Source organism: Vibrio sp. 10N.222.49.A3 (assembly GCF_041475145.1).
GTDB lineage: Bacteria > Pseudomonadota > Gammaproteobacteria > Enterobacterales > Vibrionaceae > Vibrio > Vibrio tasmaniensis_A.
Window position 1 is genome coordinate 1 of sequence record NZ_JBFRVM010000007.1, and the last position, 207, is coordinate 207.

1 pseudogene is annotated in these 207 nt (G+C 50.2%); it reads right to left on the minus strand.

Annotated features, from left to right (window positions below):
- Positions 1–207: pseudogene (locus tag AB4589_RS00630) on the minus strand (hypothetical protein); the annotation flags it as partial.

Genomic DNA, 207 nt, shown 5'->3' on the forward strand with positions numbered 1-207 from the left:
TGGACTCCACGGTGTCCGTCTCGTCAATGTGCTGCAAGAAGTAGGGCAGTTTGGTGATGTCTGCCATATCTTTCTTATCTATGTTCATCAGCGTGGGACTATTGTACTGCTCGTGTATCTCGCTCAGCAGTTGAGTGAGCTCGGGAGAGTGGGGTTGAGCTTGCACGCTCGCACAGGTAAGCAGCAGTAATGGTAAGACTGTTTTCA